The sequence below is a fragment of the Allobaculum sp. Allo2 genome (assembly GCF_022701175.1).
Classification (GTDB): domain Bacteria; phylum Bacillota_I; class Bacilli_A; order Erysipelotrichales; family Erysipelotrichaceae; genus Allobaculum; species Allobaculum fili.
Map to the genome: position 1 here is coordinate 1350248 of NZ_CP078088.1, position 16756 is coordinate 1367003.

General features: G+C 49.7%; 14 protein-coding genes and 5 pseudogenes. 17 read left to right on the plus strand and 2 right to left on the minus strand.

Going from position 1 to position 16756, the window contains the following annotated elements; translation table 11 throughout:
- Nucleotides 1-225: 225 nt before the first annotated feature.
- Entirely contained in the window at nucleotides 226-618 is a 393-nt protein-coding gene (locus KWG61_RS07620) for a Crp/Fnr family transcriptional regulator (RefSeq protein WP_242745460.1), read from the plus strand.
- The gene (locus KWG61_RS07625; RefSeq protein ID WP_242745462.1) at nucleotides 582-842 is read left to right on the plus strand and encodes a helix-turn-helix domain-containing protein; all 261 of its coding nucleotides are present in this window, start codon (nucleotides 582-584) and stop codon (nucleotides 840-842) included. The genes KWG61_RS07620 and KWG61_RS07625 overlap by 37 nt, the downstream gene beginning before the upstream one ends.
- Nucleotides 843-1052: 210 nt before the next feature.
- Here the strand turns inward: KWG61_RS07625 and KWG61_RS16175 are convergent, their stop codons facing one another.
- Both KWG61_RS16175 and KWG61_RS07630 read right to left on the minus strand, forming a co-directional pair.
- A complete protein-coding gene (locus KWG61_RS16175; RefSeq protein ID WP_256460816.1) occupies nucleotides 1053-1178 on the minus strand; it encodes a hypothetical protein in 126 nt (41 codons plus the stop codon).
- Nucleotides 1178-1468: pseudogene (locus KWG61_RS07630) on the minus strand (pseudouridine synthase); the annotation flags it as partial. The gene KWG61_RS16175 and the pseudogene KWG61_RS07630, both read right to left, overlap by 1 nt.
- 286 nt (nucleotides 1469-1754) lie before the next feature.
- Here KWG61_RS07630 and KWG61_RS07635 point away from each other — a divergent pair.
- The 15 genes and pseudogenes from KWG61_RS07635 to KWG61_RS07710 all read left to right on the plus strand — a co-directional run bounded on the left by KWG61_RS07635 (nucleotide 1755) and on the right by KWG61_RS07710 (nucleotide 16549).
- Nucleotides 1755-1964 carry a hypothetical protein gene (locus KWG61_RS07635; protein WP_242745466.1) on the plus strand — a complete coding sequence of 70 codons (210 nt, stop codon included), beginning with the start codon at nucleotides 1755-1757 and terminating at the stop codon, nucleotides 1962-1964.
- A 306-nt stretch (nucleotides 1965-2270) separates the two neighbouring features.
- Complete coding sequence (locus KWG61_RS07640) at nucleotides 2271-2684, plus strand: desulfoferrodoxin family protein (protein ID WP_242745467.1); 414 nt, start codon at nucleotides 2271-2273, stop codon at nucleotides 2682-2684.
- A 599-nt stretch (nucleotides 2685-3283) separates the two neighbouring features.
- A complete protein-coding gene (locus KWG61_RS07645; RefSeq protein WP_242745468.1) occupies nucleotides 3284-3679 on the plus strand; it encodes a hypothetical protein in 396 nt (131 codons plus the stop codon).
- A 424-nt stretch (nucleotides 3680-4103) separates the two neighbouring features.
- Nucleotides 4104-4367, plus strand: a complete 264-nt coding sequence (locus KWG61_RS07650; RefSeq protein WP_242745469.1) for a hypothetical protein — start codon at nucleotides 4104-4106, stop codon at nucleotides 4365-4367.
- Nucleotides 4368-4423: 56 nt separating this feature from the next.
- Complete coding sequence (locus KWG61_RS07655; protein ID WP_242745470.1) at nucleotides 4424-4831, plus strand: hypothetical protein; 408 nt, start codon at nucleotides 4424-4426, stop codon at nucleotides 4829-4831.
- A gap of 324 nt (nucleotides 4832-5155) precedes the next feature.
- Nucleotides 5156-5350 carry a hypothetical protein gene (locus KWG61_RS07660; protein ID WP_242745471.1) on the plus strand — a complete coding sequence of 65 codons (195 nt, stop codon included), beginning with the start codon at nucleotides 5156-5158 and terminating at the stop codon, nucleotides 5348-5350.
- Between the two features lie 201 nt (nucleotides 5351-5551).
- Nucleotides 5552-6675, plus strand: a pseudogene (locus tag KWG61_RS07665) (ABC transporter substrate-binding protein).
- A 2-nt stretch (nucleotides 6676-6677) separates the two neighbouring features.
- The gene (locus KWG61_RS07670; RefSeq protein WP_230268203.1) at nucleotides 6678-7625 is read left to right on the plus strand and encodes an ABC transporter permease; all 948 of its coding nucleotides are present in this window, start codon (nucleotides 6678-6680) and stop codon (nucleotides 7623-7625) included.
- Nucleotides 7625-8418 (plus strand): annotated as a pseudogene (locus tag KWG61_RS07675) (ABC transporter ATP-binding protein). The gene KWG61_RS07670 and the pseudogene KWG61_RS07675 overlap by 1 nt, the downstream one beginning before the upstream one ends.
- A 656-nt stretch (nucleotides 8419-9074) precedes the next feature.
- Nucleotides 9075-10213: pseudogene (locus KWG61_RS07680) on the plus strand (glucose-1-phosphate adenylyltransferase).
- Nucleotide 10214: 1 nt separating this feature from the next.
- Nucleotides 10215-11366, plus strand: a complete 1152-nt coding sequence (locus KWG61_RS07685; protein ID WP_230268200.1) for a sugar phosphate nucleotidyltransferase — start codon at nucleotides 10215-10217, stop codon at nucleotides 11364-11366.
- Nucleotides 11366-12802 (plus strand): glycogen synthase GlgA, encoded by a 1437-nt coding sequence (glgA, locus tag KWG61_RS07690; protein ID WP_230268199.1) that lies wholly within the window; start codon nucleotides 11366-11368, stop codon nucleotides 12800-12802. Before KWG61_RS07685 ends, glgA begins: the two co-directional genes overlap by 1 nt.
- 223 nt (nucleotides 12803-13025) lie before the next feature.
- Complete coding sequence (locus KWG61_RS07695; protein ID WP_367614351.1) at nucleotides 13026-14222, plus strand: alpha/beta fold hydrolase; 1197 nt, start codon at nucleotides 13026-13028, stop codon at nucleotides 14220-14222.
- A 54-nt stretch (nucleotides 14223-14276) separates the two neighbouring features.
- The gene (locus KWG61_RS07700; RefSeq protein WP_230268196.1) at nucleotides 14277-14543 is read left to right on the plus strand and encodes an HPr family phosphocarrier protein; all 267 of its coding nucleotides are present in this window, start codon (nucleotides 14277-14279) and stop codon (nucleotides 14541-14543) included.
- A 297-nt stretch (nucleotides 14544-14840) separates the two neighbouring features.
- A pseudogene (locus tag KWG61_RS07710) lies at nucleotides 14841-16549 on the plus strand (phospho-sugar mutase).
- Nucleotides 16550-16756 lie beyond the last annotated feature (207 nt).

Below are 16756 nucleotides of genomic sequence, written 5' to 3' on the forward strand. Positions count from 1 at the left end.
CCTGCGGTTTCCTGACACTGATAACAGAACATTTTCTCTTTCATATATGTATTTCCTCCATAGACTGCCCGGACCGGCCCAGAACGGGCGGACAAAGAAGGCGCGCCTTTAAAAGGCGCGGCAAGCGGGCAGTTTGTTTGCTTCTGTGTTCGTTTTTACTGTATTCAAATGCAGACGATAAGTATGTGGTTAAAACCACATCGACAAATTTTAGGGAGAATTTTCATGGACGAAAAACAGCTGCTGAAAACCGCTTTATTTAAAGGAATGGATGAGGATGAATTGGGTCAGTCGCTTCATGCGCTGCACGCCAGAGAACGCCATTTTGACAAGGGAGAGACGATTTTGCATGTGGGCCGCTCAACGCATGAAATGGGTCTGGTTCTGTCGGGAAGCGTTCGCATTGAAAGCCTGGATGAAATGGGAAACCGGACGATTTTAAACCTTATCGTCCCTGGTCAGTATTTTGCGGAGGCATACGCTCTTCTTGGCAATGAGCCGACACTGGTGGAGGTTGCAGCCAATGAACCGACCCGCATTCTGCTTCTGGATTTGCAAAATCTGAAACCCGGCTCCTGCCGATGCGGGAGTGGGAGACGAAAGTTCTGTACAATCTGACGCTGCTGGGTGCGCAGAAAAATCTGGCTTTATCCAGACGCAGCTTTTTCACATCTTCCAGAACGATCCGCTCCCGCGTACTTGCGTATCTGCGTTTTGCGGCGCTCAAAAAGGGAAGCCGCGTTTTCGAAATCCCGTTTGATCGACAGCAGCTCGCCGATTATCTGAATGTAGAACGGAGCGCCCTCTCTAAGGAACTTGGCCGCATGAAAAAGAGGGACTGATCGCGTTTGAAAAAATCATTTTGAACTGCTCGATCCCGCCAAACACGATTTGCTTTAAACGAACGAATCAAAACGGACGAATTGAACCGGAGGAAAAGGAAACCTGCTGGTCCAGATCTTGCTGCAGGACATGAAAAAGCTGCCGGATTTTGGCAGCTCAGCGTTTTAGCAAAATGGATCAAAATGGTTAACGAAAGATCAAATGCCGCATTAGTTATCGCTTTTGCGGGCAAGGGCCGGATCAAACCATTTGAAGCGGGTATCCATGTCGAGTTCGACTTCGATCGGCTTGCGCGTGTACGGCTGCAGAAAGCGCAGACGATAGGCCTGAAGCATCAGGCCTTTTTGTTGCGGACAAGACCGTACAGCGGATCGTTCATGATCGGATAGCCGATGTTGGCCAGATGAACGCGGATCTGGTGCTTGCGTCCGGTGGAAATGTCGGCACAGACGAGCGATTTGTCTTCAAACAGTTTCAGACGGGTGATGTGGGTATGGGCAGGTTTGCCTTTGGAGAAGACCATCATCTTTTCGGCTTCGTGACGGTTGCGGGCAATCGGGTTGTTGATGTCGATTTCCCGATGATCCACACGGCCGTCTACAACGGCGAGATATTCCTTTTGGCGGTGCCGTTTTCGAACTGCTCATCGAGGAACGCCTTGACAAGCGGATGCTTGGAAAAAGAACGAGGCCGCTGGCTTCCTGGTCGATGCGGTTGACCGGCTGCGCCGCAAAGCGGGCGCCGTTGGAAACGAGATAGCCGTTGACGCGGGAGGTCAGCGTATCTTCGGTATTGCCGTCACCATGCACGAGTAAAAACGGCTTCTTGTTGGCTACCAGGCAGAAATCGTCTTCGTAAACGATCGGAACGCCCGCAAAGGACAGCGGTGTCGTTTCTGAAATATCGAACGTTTGGTCGATGCGAACGGTGACTTTATCTTTTGGGGAAATTTCTTCAGCCGGGTTGGTGATGACCTGACCGTTTTTCAGAATTTCCGTATGTTTTTTCTTTTCTTTGGAAATCGCCAAAAATGTATTGAATTCTTCCAGCGTGATCGGCAGATCCGTCAGCGCCTGAAGATTTCCATCAGGGAGAACATGAATTTGAATGGACATGATTAAAACCTTTCTGTTGTTTTCTTCATCTTATCCCGAAGCGGCCACAAATGAGGAAATGATGAACGTTTGCCTGTTTTACGCAAAGGGAAGGGGTTTGAACGGCTGCCAGGGCATCGGAAAATGCGGGTCGAGGCCTGCGTGGAAGACGGAATTATCCACTTTCAAAGCGCAAAAAGGCAAAGTCATCTTTTCTGTGAAGTTTTCTATGTTTTTATACTTTTTCTTCCGAACGAATGTCAGTTTACGGTCGTAATCGGGAGGCCGCAAAACGGTCAATGGTAGACTAGTAGAGACAAGGAGGAATTTCTTATGAAACTCTACAAAAGTGCTCAGGGCGATGTAGTTGAAGTTGTACTGCCCGTGGACAAGGAACTTGATATTACCATTAACGGCGAACCAGCAGTGCTTCTCGAAGCCGGTTCTACCGATGCTGCGCTCGAAAAACACGTACCGGATGTAAAAGTAGAAGACGGCAAAGTCTCCGTACAGGTCGGCTCGACCAAGCACCCGATGCTTCCGGCGCACTGGATCACCAACATCTGGATGGAATATCCGGATGGATCCGTAGAAAAGCAGACTCTGTTTCCTGGTCAGGAACCAGTCGCTGTATTCGATGTCAAAGGACAGAGCGGCAAAGCAGCTGTCTACGAATACTGCAATCTGCACGGTCTCTGGAAAAGGAAATCGATCTCTAGTCGGTCGCCCAAAACCCAGCGTACGTAAACGACTGCCCGGCTGCAATACCACACACGCACAAAACGATTCAAGCCTGAGTTTTCGAACGAACTTAGGCTTTTCGTTTTCTCTTTTAAATCCATACGGATTGAAAAGAACGAAACGCGTATTTGTTTGTCCGCCCGCTTTCTCGCTTCTTACCATTTTTTTGTTCAGGCAACGCAATTCTTGAAAAACGCATGCTGCAAGATAATGGAAACAGAGAAAGACGATCTATAAACCGATCCATACAGGGAACGGTTCCCGCGGATCGATTCGCCGCTTTTTCCGATTTGCCTCTTCTTTTTCACGTTCTTCCTTTGTTCTGGATTTCGTAAGAAAGCCAAACGAAGCGTTGAGCGGCGCGGAAAAGGATCGGATAGAAGAAGCGGAAAAGGGAACGAGTATAGATGGTCGAAATGGGAGGTTTACTATGAACGAAGAAAAAGCACGATGCATCCCGAAACAGCCGAAACAACAAAAGACGAGAAAACAGTTCTCGATCAGGATATGAAAAAGATCTGGCCAGCGCCGAAGAAAAAGCCAGTCAGGTTCGTGAAAGCGTAAAGACGGACTTCCAGCAGGCGGTCGATCAGGCCCATGCGAAAATGGCCGAAGCCGGCGCCTACGCGGAGGCCGCAAAAGAAGAAGCGCAAAAAGCCGAAGAACAGGTGAAAGCCGATTTCAGTCAGGCTGCTAAAGAAGCAGAAGCCGATTTTAATCAGGCATCGAAAGAAGCCGGTTCGCAGCTCGAAGACTACGCGCATCAGTTTGGCGAAGAAGTCGACCGACGTGCAGACGCCTTTGATGATCGATTCAATGAACTTTCACAGGATGCCCGCGAAAAATTCGGCGAGTTCCGTGAAAAAGCTGTGGATCATGTCGGTGATTTCGCGCAGGAAATGCAGGACGATCCAAAAGCCGCTCTGATTGAAGCCGGCAAGGTGTTCCTGATGGTTGCCGGCGGCATCGCGCTGCTTCGTGCCCTGTTCGGCAAAAAATAGAATCAAGTACAGATATTGAATCAGTAAATATTGCTCGAGCAGACAGGGAATGAATTACGCTCCCTCAAGCCGGTCCCAGAAAGAAACGGACGGGCTTGAGGGAGCTTTTCTTGGGGAAATCTGTTGTTCCAGGTATTCCTTTTGGATCGAAAATTATCGCGGCCATTTTTGTGAGAAAGAAATTTTTGTGAGAAAGAAGATATATAGGACTGGATATAGACCGGATCCAGTTTAAAGTACTGGAAAGAATGTGTACAAAACAAGGACGTTTTGAACGTTCTGTCAAGCGAATACGGGCATAAATGGCGATTTTTGTATGAATTTGATCTTCGTTTCTGACGGTCGTATTTGATCCTTAAGATATTTTTTGCAACAATCAAACGGAAAAGGCAGCCGCTTGGCCGCCATTGAAAGGATCAGAACTATGAACACAGCAGACATTCAGGTCTGGAAAGATATTTTCAGTCAGCTTCAGACGAACATTCAGGACAACGATCAGATGATCCGAGAGATCAAGGAACAGATCGCTCTCCAGGAAGAACGTAACAAACAGGAAATCCAGAAAATGGTGCAGACTGCGACGAGCCAGAAAGAAGAACTCGAATCCCTGCTCGCTCAGGTCAGCCAGGACGGACTTTTTCCCTTCCCGCCGACGAAGAAGCCAGAAACGCCTTCGAAAGCAGCCTGAAGGAACGCATCGAGCAGTGCACGCAGGTTATCGACTTCGCGCAGAGCCTGCTGGGCATGCCGGCCGCTTCGGAAGAAACGCTCGACAAGATCCGTCTGGGCAGCCGCAAGGACAAGGAAATCCAGGATGTGATCGCTTCTGGTTTCTCGGAAAGAAGCCTGCTTGGCAACTGGATCCACTACTTCCAGAAAGATCTCTACACCTGCCAGAGCTTCTGGGACGATCATGAATTCAAGGAATACGACTTCCGCGGCAAGGAACTGATGGAAGAAAGAAGCGGCAGCTATGCGGTCGAAAACGGCAAGGTGCTGCTTACGTACCCAGACGGCAAGAAGATGGTCTATGTCGTAACCGGCTATTCCGATGACTGCCTCGACTATCTGATCTCCGGAACGCCGATCCGCTTCGACTACATGCCCGAGGACATTCTCAATACGCTGCTCGAAGAAAACGCCAACGCCTAACAAAAGCCCGCTCGAGCGGGAAAGAAAACGCTGCAGAAAATCGTCTGCACAAAATCAGCAGACAGAATTGATACAAGATGAAAAACAAAGCCGTCCTTTGAACCAAGGAAAACGTTCTTCCCAGTTCAGGGACGGCTTTTTGTCTGTGCATGCGGATTTATCCTTTCGGGCACGGTACAAGGGCCTTTGTACAAAGGATCGTATAATTGTACTGTCAAACAGGAGGCTGATGATTATGGCTGAAGAATTCAAAAGTTTGAAGACAAGGTTCTGAGTGACGAAGTTCGTCATGACGAGCGTGAAATTGATAAGAAACGTGCGGACATGAATATGCATGTAGTGGAAGAGGACGCCGACAAGTCCAAATTCATGAAAGAGCTGCGTGAAAAAGAAATCGACCATGACGAAAAAGTGATCGAACGCAAAGAACAGGCAGCTGCTCGTCACGAAGAAAAATCAAAGAAAACGAAAAGAAAATCAACGGCGTCGACTAAATCATCTCCATACAGACCCGTATGAATGCGGACCTTTGCGGTCCGCTTTTTCATGGAAATCGAGTGGAAAGCGGTTCTGTGCTTTTCAGCGCAGGAATCGGCTGTAAATTCGGAAATCGTGTAAGAAAAAGAACGGCCGTTCTGTTCTTGAAAAGCGAACAAATTGAGAAGCAAGGTCCAAGAATTGCAAGATCGGATGAAATTCCGCACTCTGAAAGCTAATTTCATGAAAATTTTTGAAAAGTCTTTTTACAATGACGCAGAATGTGTGAATTGTGTAGAATGTGTGCAATACGAAAAAAGGAGACATTTATCCAATGAAACTGCACAGATATTCCATTGCTGCACTGAGTGCTGCGCTCCTCTTGCCGGATGTTCCGGAAATGGCGGCAGCTCCTCCACAGCCAGCAGCGCCGATGGTTCCAGTATCACCGCGGCAGCCGATGGCGCTTCCGATGTCAAGATCGGCATCCTCCAGTACACCGAACATCCCGCACTCGATGCGGCTGCTAAAGGCTTTGAAGATTATCTTAAGGAAAACGGCTATGCCGATGCGCAGATTACCTTCAACTCGGCACAGAACGAAGTGGCCAACTGCACATCCATTGCCCAGAAATACGTGAACGACAAAGTAGATCTGATCTACGCCGTCGCTACGCCGGCCGCGCAGGCTGCAGCCAACGAAACTAAGGACATTCCAATTGTCATTTCCGCGGTAACCGACCCTGCAGATTCCGGTCTGGTGGAAAGCAACGAAAAGCCAGGCAACAACGTAACCGGCTCTTCCGACCTCAACCCGATTGAAGCGCAGTTCGATCTGCTCAAGGAAATCGTACCGGATGCGAAAACCGTAGGTCTGCTCTACTGCAACGCCGAAAGCAACTCCGCGTTCCAGATTGAACTGGCGAAAAAGAATGCGAAGCCCGCGGCCTTGAATTCGTGGAAGCTTCCGTAACCGACTCAAACCAGATTCAGCAGGTTGTTGAATCCCTTAACGGAAAAGTCGATGCCATCTACGTACCGACCGATAACCTGATGGCCGAAAGCATGGCGACTGTATCGCAGATCGCAACCGGCTTTGGCATCCCGACCATCGTCGGCGAAGAAGGCATGGTTTTAAACGGCGGACTTGCCACTTATGGTATTGACTACTACAAACTCGGACAGCTTGCCGGCGCACAGGCCGTAAGCATCCTCAAAGGCGAAAGCAAACCGGAAGACATGGCCATTGAATACCTGGCTACGGACGACTGCACGCTTTCCTTCAACTCCAAGACAGCAGAAAAACTCGGCCTCACGCTGCCGCAGTCCGTTGTTGACCGCGGTACAGACGTTACCGTTGAGGAATAGGAATGGCGCTTCTGTTTTCTCTGGAAGGTGCTATTGGACAGGGAATCCTCTGGGGCATCATGGCCCTGGGCGTATATATCACCTTCCGCCTGCTTGACTTTGCGGACCTGACCGTCGACGGCTCCTTCGCAACGGGAGCGGCCATCAGTTCGGCCCTCATCTTAATGGGCGTCAATCCGTATCTGACCGTACTGGCTGCGCTGATCGTTGGCTTTCTGGCCGGCGCAGTGACTGGCTTCTTCAATACGGTCTGCAAAATTCCGCCGATTCTTGCCGGTATTCTTTCCCAGATCGGTCTGTACTCCATCAACCTGATGATCATGGGCAAATCCAACATTCCGCTCATGAACGAAAGCACCTGCTTTTCCTGGCTGACCGATCACATCCCAGCCATGGGCTGGATCACCCCGGGCTATCTTTCCGTCATCTGCGTCGGCATTCTGTTTGTCATCGCAACGATTGCGCTGCTCTACTGGTTTTTCGGAACTGAACTCGGCGCGTCGGTTCGTGCGACGGGAAACAACCCGAACATGGTCCGTGCCAACGGCGTGTCGACCAACATGACCACGATGATCGCGCTCATGCTTTCCAATGGACTGATCGCCATGTCCGGCGCGCTGGTCTGCCAGCAGCAGGGCTACGCGGATGTCAAAATGGGCATCGGCGCCATCGTTATGGCTCTGGCTTCCATCGTTATCGGAGAAACCATTTTCGGACGCAAGGGCGGATTCCTCCGTCGTCTGATCTCCATCGTTGTCGGAAGCATTTTGTATCGAATCATTGTTTCGCTCGTTCTGCAGCTCGGTCTGAACCCGGACAACCTGAAGCTCTTTACAGCGCTGCTCGTAGCTGCAGCCCTGAGCATTCCGGTCGTTCTTGAACACCGCGCACAGACGTCCGCCTATAAGCGTCTGACCGAAGCGGTCGAAAGCGTGGAGGAGAAGTTCTGATGCTGAAAATCTCACATGTCTCCAAAACCTTTAACAAAGGCACCGTAAATGAAAAGAAAGCGATCAGCGATCTGAATCTTCACATTGAAGAAGGCCAGTTCGTTACCGTCATCGGCGGCAACGGCGCCGGCAAATCGACGCTGCTCAACCTGATCGCCGGCGTATATCCGCCAGACTGCGGGCACATCGTTCTCAACAATACCGACGTTTCGCTCATGCCGGAGCACAAGCGTGCCAAATTCATCGGCCGTGTCTTCCAGGACCCGCTGATGGGTACGGCAGCCGATATGGAAATCGGCGAAAACCTGGCTTTTGCGGCAAGACGCGGACAGGGACGTACCCTGCGCTGGGGAAATACCAAAAGCGAACAGCAGAAATACCGCGATCAGCTCGCTACGCTCGGACTCGGTCTGGAAACCCGCCTCACCAGCAAGGTCGGCCTGCTTTCCGGCGGCCAGCGCCAGGCGATTACGCTGCTCATGGCATCGCTTCAGAAGCCGGATCTGCTTCTGCTCGACGAGCATACCGCAGCGCTTGACCCGCTGACGGCTAAAAAGTTCTCGATCTTACAGAAAAAATCGTCAGCGAAAATAAGCTGACGACGCTGATGATCACCCACAACATGAACGATGCGATCCGTCTGGGAAACCGTCTGATCATGATGTACAACGGAAAGATCATCTACGACGTAAGCGGTGACGAAAAAGCTTTGCTGACCGTAGAAGATCTCCACAACAAGTTCAAGGAAGCAGCCGGTACCGAATTTTCCGATGACCGCGCGGTCCTGATCTAACCCCGTATTCTGCGGCAGGAAACAGAAGAGCCTCCTTCTGGATCCTGCCGTTTTTCTATGGCCTTCTTACGCCATAAGAGAACGGCACGCAAATCGAGAGAGCAGGAGTGCAGGAATCGAGAGAGCAGAAGTGCGCGAATCGAGAAGGGAAGAGAGAACAGGCAAAACGGACGGAAAGAAAATGCCTGCCATACTAAAAATACAAATGTGCGCGTTCAATCTGTACGGATTTATGCATGAAAACGCTACATTTTAAAGCCGCTTCTGCGGCCAGCAAGTGCCGTTTTCTGAAACCAAATGAAAGAGCAGAAAAAGGCGATCCAGTCTACCCTTCGAAAGCCATTTCAGTCCGATTTTTATCACGATTCGGACTGAAAGTAGCGGGTTTTGTCATGGTTTAAACCGGAAAAAGGCAAACATTGCAAAAGTGGGCAAAACCTTTCCATTTGACAATTCGACACAAATAGTGCATCTAATGCATCAAAAATGAAATCATTATTGAATAAAAGAAAACATAAATGTAAAGAAATTATTTCTACCCATGACTATTTCTCTATGAAAGCCCATACAATTTATCCCTCAAAAGCACGCGGGCGGGTGTTTGAAAAGGCTACAAGTGCTATACTTTTAATGAAATTAGTTTCAGGAGGAAAACTATGGATAACAACAATATGCTCGCCATGATTCTGGCTGGCGGGCGCGGCTCCCGTTTGTATCAGCTGACGAATAAAACGGCAAAGCCTGCGGTATATTTTGGCGGAAAATACCGCATTATTGACTTCCCCTCAGTAACTGTGCAAACTCGAACATCAACGTTGTCGGTGTTCTGACACAGTACGAACCTGTACAGCTCAACGCGTATGCGGGCGCTGGACAGCGCTGGGGTCTCGATACCCGCGGCAGCGGCGTATACGTCCTTCCGCCTAGTGAAAAAGACGACACCAAGTTCGGTGTTTATCAGGGTACCGCCGATGCGATCTACCAGAATATCGACTTCATCGACGAGTTCAATCCTGGATATGTTCTCATTCTGTCGGGTGACCATATCTACAAAATGAACTACGACAAAATGCTCGCAGCACATCGCCAGAACGACGCGGATCTGACCGTAGCCGTTCGCCCGGTTCCATGGGAAGAAGCGCCACGCTTTGGAATCATGAACTGCGACATGAACAACCACATTCTTGAGTTTGAGGAAAAACCTGCCGAACCAAAATCCAACCTGGCTTCCATGGGCATCTACATCTTCGACTGGCCGCTGCTGCGCGAAATCCTGATCGAAGATGCCAAGGACAAGGATTCCAAGCACGACTTCGGCATGAACATCATCCCGCGTCTGCTCGCTGACAAGAAGCGTCTGTTCGCCTACAACTTCAGCGGCTACTGGAAAGATGTTGGAACGATTGACTCCCTCTGGGAAGCCAACATGGACCTGATCGACCATAACGATGAACTCGACCTTGGCGATCAGGACTGGAAAATCTACACTTCCGATATTCCTGTACTTCCGCAGTACGTATCCCCGACTGGACGCGTTAAACACTGCTACATCAACCAGGGTGCTGTGATCCGTGGCGAAGCCGTGAACAGCGTTCTGTTCAACAACGTCACCATCATGGAAGGCGCTGAAGTAAAAGACAGCGTACTCATGCCTGGCTGCATTGTAGAAAAAGGTGCAAAAGTGTACCGCTCAATCGTTGCCGAAAAAGTTGTTGTCGGCGCCGGCTCCACTGTAGGTTCGCCGGATTCGGAACATATTTACCTGGCTTATCAGGACGTGAAAGGAGATAACTAATATGATTAACGCACTTGGTATTGTCGCCTTCACATCTCCTGCCATCTATGTCAGCGGCGTAGGTCAGTACCGTCCAATGGCAGCGTTCAACTATGTAGGACGCTACCGTCTGGTCGATATTCCAATTTCCAACATGACAAACTCCGGCATCCAGAACATTCAGGTTTACACCAACGGCGACCCGAAAGTTCTGTTTGACCACATTGGCAGTGCCCGTCACTACAACATCAACAACAAGCACGGTCACGTAGCGATTATTCCGGTAGGCTACAGCGGCCTTTCTCAGGAATATTCTTCCGACCTGCACGGCTACTACTCCAACCTGGATGAAATCGAAGAAGATAATCACGATTACGTGATCATCGCTCCGGTCAACTGGGTCTACAAGATCAACTTCCAGAATCTGCTTGCGAAACATATCGAATCCAAGGCAGACATCACGCTGCTTTACCATCATGAAATGAATTCCCGCGATGCCCGCGACTTCCTTAGCTCGAACGTTATCTTCAAAAACGAAGCCGGCGAATTCGATCACGTGGAAACGTACATCGGACAGCCGGAACTCGGCCCGCGTGGTGCAGAAATGGATGTATTCCTGGATACATACATCATCAACAAGAAAACGTTCCTGAAGATGGTGGAAGAAGGTCACGAATGCTCCGAACTGTACTGGCTGACTGACATGCTGAACTACGTTGCAGACAATCCAAAATGGGATGTCAAGATCAACATGGTCGACTATACGCACGTAATCTTCCCGATCCTCAGCAAACGCACATACTTCAAGTCCAACATGGCAATGCTGAACGAAGCCAACATGAGCTTCTTCAACGATCCAAACTGGCCAATCTATACCCGTACCAACGATTCGCCTCCGACAATTTATCTGGGTGAAGGCACCGCTTCCGGCGCTCTGATCTCCAACGGATGCAAAATTGAAGGCAACGTTCAGGGTTCGATCATCGGACGTAACGTTACCGTCGGCAAAGGATCTCTGATCAACAACTGCCTGATTCTGCCGGGTGTTGAAATCGGCGACAACATCATGCTGACCAACTGCATTGTCGACAAGGACGCCAAGGTTGTTCTCAAGCACGAAGTAACCGGCAACGAAGAGAACCCGGTTTATCTCAAACGCAGAGGTAATTATTAATGGCTTCTATTTTAATGGCGGCTGCAGAAGGCCTTCCATTCGTTAAGACCGGCGGACTGGCCGATGTAATCGGTTCTCTGCCAGCCGCTCTTGCGGAAATGGGTCACGAAGTGAAAGTTGTTCTGCCGCTCTACAAAAAAATTGCAGAAAAGAATTTTCAGGATCTGACATACTGTGCTTCCTATACGGTAAACATCAACTACCGTGAAGTGCCGGTAACGATCTATTCCCAGACCGTGGGCAAAGTGGCTTACTTCTTTGTTCAGCACCAGGGCTATTTCGAACGAGATGCGCTCTACGGCTATCTGGATGACGGCGAACGTTTCGCTTACTTCCAGAAAGCTGTCATCGAAATGCTGAACCAGCTCAACTACTGGCCCAACATCATCCACTGCCACGACTGGCAGACCGGCATGATTCCGTGCATGGTTAAGGAAACGCATTCGAGCGATTCCCGCTATGCCAACATCAAGTTTGTCTACACGATCCACAACCTGCTCTTCCAGGGTAACTTTGGACCGGAAATGACCGACTCCTGCCTCGGCCTTCCATACTACCTGCTCGACAATGGCAACATCCGTTTCGACGGCGGCGTATCCTTCATGAAGTCCGGCATCCTCTACGCCGACAAGATCACGACCGTTTCGCCGACCTACTCGCAGGAAATCCTGACGCCCCAGTACGGCGAACATATGGAAGCCGTACTGAACATGCGCCGCTATGACCTGTGGGGCATCGTAAACGGTATCGATATGGCTGTATGGAACCCGAACACGGATCCGGCTCTGCCATATCATTACAACAAGATCACCATGTCCAAAGGCAAAGCCCAGGACAAGGCAGCGCTTCAGAAGGAACTCGGCCTGGAAGTCAATCCGCATGTTATGCTCGTCGGCGTAGTTTCCCGTCTGACCTACCAGAAGGGCTTCTACCTGATGCTCGAAAAGTTCCAGGAACTCGCTAATGCACCAATCCAGCTGGCGATTCTTGGTACCGGCGAAGACGCCATCCAGAACGCATTCCGCGATATGGAAAACCAGCATAAAGGCAAAGTCTGCTTCTATCGGGGCTACAACGAAGATCTCGCGCACCGCATTTACGCCGGCAGCGATCTCTTCCTGATGCCTTCTCTGTTTGAACCGTGCGGCCTCAGTCAGCTCTGCTCGCTGCGCTACGGCACACTGCCTCTGGTTCGTGAAACCGGCGGTCTGAAAGATACCGTTACGCCTTACAACGAGTTCGACAAGACTGGGAACGGCTTCAGCTTCTCCAACTACAACGCGGATGAAATGATGAACACGCTCAATAACGCGATCAATGTTTATTACAACCGTCCGGAAGACTGGAAAATTCTGCAGATGAACGCCATGAACAAAGATGTTTCCTGGCAGAATTCCGCTGAAGTGTACAACAGACTGTACGACACTCTGATGTAAGAATTACCCTATGTAAACGAAATGCTTCCTGCCATAATAAGCGGGAAGCATTTTTCATTTTGCGCGGATGGAACAGGACAGGAAAATCTGCGCAGACAGCCGTGAAAAATGCACGAAACTGCCGCTCGAGAGCGGAATGTCTGGAGAAGAATGTCCGGAGAAGAGAGCCTATGGAAGAATCGTTTGAAAATCACTTTCTGGAACAGGGAAAAGGGAAACCCTGATCCTGCTTCATGGAAACGGGGAAGAAAGCAGCTATTTTGAAAAGCAGATCGAAGAATTCTCCAGATATTATCGCGTGATCGCAATCGATACGCGCGGACATGGAAAGACGCTCCGAGGCAGAGCTCCATTTACCATTCGTCAGTTTGCACAGGCTCTGAAGGCGTTCATGGATCAGCACAATATTGTCCGGGCGAATCTTCTCGGCTTTTCCGACGGGGCCAACATCGCCATGATTTTTGCGATGAAATATCCTGATCGCATCGACCGGCTCATTCTGGACGGCGGAAATCTGACCCCGGACGGTGTTCGGTCTGGCACACAGATTCCTATTGAAATCGGGTACAGAATGGCCAGTTTCTTTAAAAAGTTCAGTCCAAAAGCCAGAACAACTGCGGAACTGCTGGGACTGATGGTGAACGATCCGAATATTAATCCAGAGGATCTGACGAAGATTCAGGCACCGACGCTGGTCCTTGCAGGAACACGTGATGTCATTAAGGCTTCCCATACAAAAGCAATTGCCAAAGCCATCCCAGATTCCAGACTTGTCTTTATAACCGGCGATCATTATGTGGCTGCAAAAATCCGCAGACGTTTAATGCAGCCGTTCTTCACTTTTAAAACCGGAGATCACGCCGTCCGGCAAAAAGGAGTGTTTATGAAAACGGAAGATATCCTTTCCAGTCCAAATCCAAGTTCTAAAAGAGACACCAGCAGCTGTACCGGATTAGCCGAATCTGAGAAGGTTGAAGCGTCCAGTCTCGAAGGAAAAACAATTCTGGTCAGCGCCTGTCTGCTCGGTGAGAAGTGCCGCTATGACCGGAAAAGCTGCCGGGATGAGGCGGTTATCGCATTAGGTAAACGCAATACGCTAATTCCGGTCTGCCCGGAATGTCTTTCCGGTCTTCCTACACCGCGAAAGCCTATGGAAATTCTCGAAGATCGAGTACGGACAAAAGACGGAGACGATCTGACGGCGACCATGGAAGGCGGCATCGATAAGGCTATGGAAATCGTAAAGGAGAAACAGCCGGATCTGGCTATTTTGATGGAACGGTCGCCTTCCTGCGGAAGTTCCATTATTTATGACGGTACATTTTCATCCAGACTCATTCCTGGGAAAGGTTTATTTACGCGCAAACTGGAAAAAGAGGGAATTCAGGTTGTCGGAAATCACGCACTTCAAGGTTGTTAAAACTATCAGGTTGCTTTAAAATCAGATTGTAAGCGATTCAGGAGGAAATGAATCATGAAACAAGCAACAGTTAAGGTTATTGACCCGGTAGGACTTCACGCACGTCCTGCTACAGTGGCCGTAAACGCAGCCAGCGGATGCAAGAGCGATGTCGTTCTGAACTTCAAAGGACGCGAATCCAACATGAAGTCCATCATGGGCGTTATGTCCCTGGGCATCCCGACACAGGCCGAAATCGTTATCTCCGCTACTGGTGACGACGAAGACGAAGCCATCGACAACATCGTTAACGCACTGCGCGCACAGAAAGTCATTGAATAATCCGACACAGAAAAAGGCTCTCCGGAGCCCTTTTTCTTTATCTGGAGATCACAGACCGCAAGCAGGTCTGGCCAGTCGGATGGACTGTGCGTTTTGCCGGTTTGTAACCAGATGTTTTCAAAGAATTCCCGCTTATTGCCTTGCCGTCCGGTCGATTCACACGCAGAAAAGGATTCCGAAAATAAACAGTTTGAAATCAATCTTTTTCATTGAGGAATACAAGTTTTCGGGCAGAAAAGTCATAATCGACCGACGATTGATTCATGTTATAATTTTTGCGAAATCGGAGGTTAAAAAATGTCTGTTGTTGAAGAACGTTATCAGAAATGGGTCAACAGCCCAAACCTGGACGCGCGTTATAAAGAAGTACTGGAAAACATGACTCCAGAAGAAAAGAACGACGCGTTCTACACCACTATTGAATTTGGAACTGCCGGTATGCGCGGCCTTCTTGGTCCGGGAACAAACCGTATTAATATCCACACCATTCGCAAAGCTACCCAGGGATTTGCGGACTACATCAAGGAAAATGGTCCGGAAGCCTGCAAAAGGGTATTGCAATCGGCTACGACAACCGTCACATGAGTAAGGAACTTGCCTTTGACTGCGCCGATCTCCTCGCCAAAAACGGAATCAAAGCGTATGTGTTTGAAAGCCTTCGTCCTACACCAGAACTGAGCTTTGCGGTCCGTCACCTCGGCTGCTTCGGCGGTATCATGATCACCGCCAGCCACAACCCCCGTCAGTACAACGGCTACAAGCTCTACGATGAAAAAGGATGCCAGCTCGTCCCGGATCTGGCTGCCAAAGTCATCGAAAAAGTCAACGCGATCGAAGATGAACTTGCTATCGATACCAACATTGCCGATGAGCAGAAAAAGCTCATCACCGTTATTGGTGAAGACGTTGACCGTCCATACTACGAAGCCGTTAAGAGCATCCAATTGAACCCGGATGTAAAGAAAGACGTCAAGATCGTATTCTCCCCAGAACACGGTACCGCCAATGTACCCGTTCGTGAGATTTATAAGGAAACCGGCTACACCTGCATTCCTGTTCTGGAACAGTGCACCCCGGATCCGGATTTCTCGAATACTCCGACACCAAACCCGGAACAGCCAGGCGCTTATGAACTCGCTCTGAAATACGCGAAGGAAAACGACGCGGATATTATCCTCGTCTGCGACCCAGATGCGGACCGCATGGGCGTAGGCGTTAAGCACAGCGGCGAATACGTTGTCATGACCGGCAACCAGTCTGGTGCTGTACTGCTTGAGTACATTCTCAGCCAGCTCGATGCCAAGGGCGAAATGCCGGAAAAACCGGTTATGTTCAACACCGTCGTAACTTCCGATCTCGGTGAAAAAGTAGCTTCTGCTCATAACGTAGAAACTGAAAAAACGCTGACTGGATTCAAGTTCATCGGTGAAAAAGTAGCCAACTACGAAAAGACACACGCCAAGAACTATGTCTTCGGTTACGAAGAATCCTACGGTTCGCTGATCAAACCGTTCGTCCGCGACAAAGATGCACCACAGGCCTGCCTGATGCTGGCGGAAGCAGCTTCCTGGTACAAGAACAACGAAGGCAAAGACCTCGTTGACGTTCTCGAAGAGCTCTACGCAAAACACGGAACCTACGAAGAAAGCCAGGTTGCGGTTGAACTGGAAGGTGAAGCCGGCGCCAAGAGAATCAAACAGATTCTTGCCGATCTGCGCAGCGAAGCACCAAAAGAAATTGCGGGAACACCAGTTGTTCGCTTCGAAGACTACAAGGAATCCGTAATTAAGGAAAACGGCGAAACCAGAGAACTCACTGGATTCGTTAAATCCGACGTTCTGAAATACTATCTGGCCGACGGTAGCTGGATTGCGGTACGTCCTTCCGGAACGGAACCAAAATGCAAGTTCTACTACTGCATTAAAGGAACCGATCACGCAGACGCTCACGCCAAAACGCTGAAATACCAGAAAGCCATGGCGGAACTGACTGGCACTGCGGCTTAGTTTCCTGACTTACTCAGACTGACTCTGCACTCCATCGGCAGACGATATGAATGATTAATTGAAACCCTATATGCGGGCTGGATCCAGCAGGATATTTCCTGAAACGATCCGGCCCGCATTTTTGCGTATTCCAGTCAGAAAGAGCAGGGAAGCGGAGTAAGTGTCAAACAATCGACGGGTATACGCGAGACTGAATATTAGATACGC

Excerpts from the sequence above, each read along its gene's own strand:
- KWG61_RS07650 (WP_242745469.1), top strand. The coding sequence starts at position 4,104 with ATGAACACAGCAGACATTCAGGTCTGGAAAGATATTTTCAGTCAGCTT.
- KWG61_RS07655 (WP_242745470.1), top strand. The coding sequence starts at position 4,424 with ATGCCGGCCGCTTCGGAAGAAACGCTCGACAAGATCCGTCTGGGCAGC.
- KWG61_RS07620 (WP_242745460.1), top strand. The coding sequence starts at position 226 with ATGGACGAAAAACAGCTGCTGAAAACCGCTTTATTTAAAGGAATGGAT.
- KWG61_RS07660 (WP_242745471.1), top strand. The coding sequence starts at position 5,156 with ATGAATATGCATGTAGTGGAAGAGGACGCCGACAAGTCCAAATTCATG.
- KWG61_RS07670 (WP_230268203.1), top strand. The coding sequence starts at position 6,678 with ATGGCGCTTCTGTTTTCTCTGGAAGGTGCTATTGGACAGGGAATCCTC.
- KWG61_RS07625 (WP_242745462.1), top strand. The coding sequence starts at position 582 with ATGCGGGAGTGGGAGACGAAAGTTCTGTACAATCTGACGCTGCTGGGT.
- KWG61_RS07640 (WP_242745467.1), top strand. The coding sequence starts at position 2,271 with ATGAAACTCTACAAAAGTGCTCAGGGCGATGTAGTTGAAGTTGTACTG.
- KWG61_RS07700 (WP_230268196.1), top strand. The coding sequence starts at position 14,277 with ATGAAACAAGCAACAGTTAAGGTTATTGACCCGGTAGGACTTCACGCA.
- KWG61_RS07685 (WP_230268200.1), top strand. The coding sequence starts at position 10,215 with ATGATTAACGCACTTGGTATTGTCGCCTTCACATCTCCTGCCATCTAT.
- KWG61_RS16175 (WP_256460816.1), bottom strand. The coding sequence starts at position 1,178 with ATGCTTCAGGCCTATCGTCTGCGCTTTCTGCAGCCGTACACGCGCAAG.
- KWG61_RS07645 (WP_242745468.1), top strand. The coding sequence starts at position 3,284 with ATGGCCGAAGCCGGCGCCTACGCGGAGGCCGCAAAAGAAGAAGCGCAA.
- glgA (WP_230268199.1), top strand. The coding sequence starts at position 11,366 with ATGGCTTCTATTTTAATGGCGGCTGCAGAAGGCCTTCCATTCGTTAAG.